The organism is Coprococcus sp. AM97-35 (assembly GCF_027697525.1).
Taxonomy (GTDB): domain Bacteria; phylum Bacillota; class Clostridia; order Lachnospirales; family Lachnospiraceae; genus Allocoprococcus; species Allocoprococcus comes.
Genome location: NZ_JAQESL010000067.1, coordinates 1 through 325, shown reverse-complemented (window position 1 = coordinate 325; position 325 = coordinate 1). Strand labels below are relative to the sequence as shown.

At 42.8% G+C, this 325-nt stretch carries 1 pseudogene; it reads left to right on the top strand.

The features are described 5' to 3' along the window. Positions 1 to 325, top strand: a pseudogene (locus PG840_RS16615) (ATP-binding protein); the annotation flags it as partial.

The following is a 325-nucleotide window of genomic DNA, read 5'->3' as shown; positions in this document are numbered from 1 at the left end:
AGACCGAAGCGTTAGTATCTATGATTGGGGACAATCAAGTGGACTACCGCTTTTTTCTTGGCTTTAAGCTCATGGTTACGGAAGAACAGCTCAATCTGAAGAACATCAAAAAATCGGCGTGGCTGACATTCAAGGAATTTCTCCATGAAGTGAACCACACGCTGATGAATGATTTTGTTTCCATGCCGAATGATGAAATCAACCGTTACATGAAAATGGAAAAGCTACTGGAAAATAAAATCTCCCGTCGCTTTAAGGTGCGTCGCTTGGAAATCCATGATTTTGGGTATCTCATGGAACATCTTTACGGCAGGGACGGTATCGC